This window comes from Streptomyces sp. E2N166, assembly GCF_003671715.1.
Lineage (GTDB): Bacteria > Actinomycetota > Actinomycetes > Streptomycetales > Streptomycetaceae > Streptomyces > Streptomyces thinghirensis.
Window position 1 is genome coordinate 1421942 of the sequence record NZ_RAIF01000012.1, and the last position, 2688, is coordinate 1424629.

Annotated in this window: 2 protein-coding genes and 1 pseudogene; all 3 read left to right on the plus strand. The window is 72.5% G+C overall.

Annotated features, from left to right (window positions below):
- A pseudogene (locus EBH09_RS14210) lies at positions 1-257 on the plus strand (DUF4350 domain-containing protein); the annotation flags it as partial.
- The gene (locus EBH09_RS14215; protein WP_121747283.1) at positions 257-1246 is read left to right on the plus strand and encodes a MoxR family ATPase; all 990 of its coding nucleotides are present in this window, start codon (positions 257-259) and stop codon (positions 1244-1246) included. The pseudogene EBH09_RS14210 and the gene EBH09_RS14215, both read left to right, overlap by 1 nt.
- Positions 1246-2556: a DUF58 domain-containing protein gene (locus EBH09_RS14220; protein WP_121747284.1), complete on the plus strand. Its 1311-nt coding sequence runs from the start codon at positions 1246-1248 to the stop codon at positions 2554-2556. The genes EBH09_RS14215 and EBH09_RS14220 overlap by 1 nt, the downstream gene beginning before the upstream one ends.
- Positions 2557-2688 lie beyond the last annotated feature (132 nt).

Sequence of the window (2688 nt, forward strand, 5' to 3'; positions counted from 1 at the left end):
ACGCCCGCGACCGCGCGGCCGCCGCTCTTCGCTCCGCCACCCGCACCCGTCTCGCCCCCCTCGTAGGCGTCCCCGTCACCCAGGCGCACACGCCCGAGGCCCTGCTCCCCGCCCTGTCCGCCCGCCTCCACGGCGAACACGGCGACGGACAACCCCTGCACACCCTCCTCTTCGGCCCGCCGCCCGGCGACGACGCGGCCCTCATCGCCCTCGCCGACCAACTCGACGCCCTCGAAAGAGAGGTACGCCGTCCATGATGGACCCGACCACTGACAACGCCGGGCAGACCGGGGACCCGGGCAACGCCCGCGCCGCCCTGGAGGCCCTGCGCGCAGAGATCGCCAAGGCCGTGGTCGGCCAGGACGCCGCCGTCACCGGTCTCGTCGTGGCGCTCCTGTGCCGCGGCCACGTCCTCCTCGAAGGGGTCCCCGGCGTCGCCAAGACGCTCCTCGTCCGCGCCCTGGCCGCAGCCACCGAACTCGACACCAAGCGCGTCCAGTTCACCCCCGACCTGATGCCGAGCGACGTCACCGGTTCCCTGGTCTACGACGCCCGCACCGCCGAGTTCTCCTTCCAGCCCGGCCCGGCCTTCACCAACCTGCTCCTCGCCGACGAGATCAACCGCACGCCCCCGAAGACGCAGTCGTCCCTCCTCGAAGCCATGGAGGAACGCCAGGTCACGGTCGACGGCACGCCCCGCCCGCTCCCTGAGCCGTTCCTGGTCGCGGCGACCCAGAACCCGGTCGAGTACGAGGGCACCTACCCCCTCCCGGAAGCCCAGCTGGACCGCTTCCTCCTCAAGCTCACCGTCCCCCTCCCCTCCCGGCAGGACGAGATCGACGTCCTCACCCGCCACGCCTCGGGCTTCAACCCACGCGACCTGCGCGCCGCCGGCGTACGCCCCGTGGCGAACGCCGCCGACCTGGAGGCGGCCCGTGCGGAGGTGGCCAAGACGACGATCACCCCCGAGATCACGGCCTACGTCGTCGACATCTGCCGGGCCACCCGCGAGTCGCCCTCCCTCACCCTCGGCGTCTCCCCACGCGGAGCCACGGCACTGCTCTCCACCGCCCGCGCGTGGGCCTGGCTGACGGGCCGCGACTACGTCACCCCCGACGACGTGAAGGCCCTCGCCCTCCCCACCCTCCGGCACCGCGTCCAGCTCCGCCCGGAGGCCGAGATGGAGGGCGTGACCACGGACTCCGTCATCAACGCGATCCTCGCCCACGTCCCCGTGCCCCGCTGATGGCACTCACCGGACGCACCGCACTCCTCGCGGCCCTGGGCGCCGTGCCCATCGGCATCTGGGACCCCAGCTGGACGGGAATCCTCGCGGTCAACGCGCCACTGGCCGTGGCCTGCGCCTGCGACTTCGCCCTGGCCGCTCCGGTACGGCGCCTGCGCCTGACCCGTTCCGGCGACACCTCCACGCGCCTGGGCGACACCGCCGACGTCACCCTGACGGTCACCAACCCGTCCAAGCGCCCGCTCCGCGCCCACGTCCGCGATGCCTGGCCGCCCAGCGGCTGGCAACCCGGGACGGAGACGACGGACTCCCGCCACCGCGTGACGGTCCCCGCCGGCGAACGCCGCCGAGTGACCACTCGTCTACGGCCGACCCGCCGCGGCGACCGTCAGTCGGACCGCGTCACGATCCGCTCGTACGGCCCCATGGGGCTCTTCACCCGGCAGGGCACCCACCGGGCCCCTTGGACGGTACGCGTCCTGCCCCCGTTCACAAGCCGCAAGCACCTGCCGTCCAAACTGTCCCGCCTGCGCGAACTCGACGGCCGCACCAGCGTGCTCACCCGCGGAGAGGGCACGGAATTCGACAGCCTCCGCGAATACGTCCCCGGCGACGACACCCGTTCCATCGACTGGCGCGCGACAGCCCGCCAGTCCGCCGTCGCCGTACGCACCTGGCGCCCTGAACGCGACCGGCACATCCTGCTCGTCCTCGACACCGGCCGCACCTCGGCCGGCCGAGTGGGCGACGCACCCCGCCTCGACGCCTCCATGGACGCCGCCCTGCTCCTGGCCGCGCTGGCCTCCCGCGCCGGCGACCGCGTCGATCTCCTCGCGTACGACCGCCGAGTACGCGCCCTCGTCCAGGGCCGCACAGCGGGCGACGTGCTCCCTTCCCTGGTCAACACGATGGCGACCTTGGAACCGGAGCTCGTGGAAACAGACGCCCGCGGCCTCACCGCCACGGCACTCCGGTCGGCTCCTCGCCGCTCCCTGATCGTGCTCCTGACGACACTCGACTCGGCCCCGATCGAAGAGGGACTGCTCCCCGTCCTGCCGCGGCTGACCCAACGCCACACGGTCGTCCTGGCGTCGGTGGCGGACCCGCACATCTCCCGGATGGCCAAGGCCCGCGGAAACACGGACGCCGTCTACGAGGCCGCAGCGGCGGCACAAGCCCAGGCGGAACGCGACCGCATCGCTGACCAGCTCCGCCGGCACGGCGTCACAATCGTCGACGCGATCCCTGACGAACTCGCCCCGGCGCTGGCCGACGCCTATTTGGAACTGAAGTCGGCAGGCCGTCTGTAAGAGGAAAGCGGCGGGGCCGAAGCGGACCCGCCGCCACTTCAACTGCCCCTGGAACGCAGAAAACCCCGCACCGTTTCCGGTGCGGGGTTTCCTCGCAATAATTGTTCGGCGGCGTCCTACTCTCCCACAGGG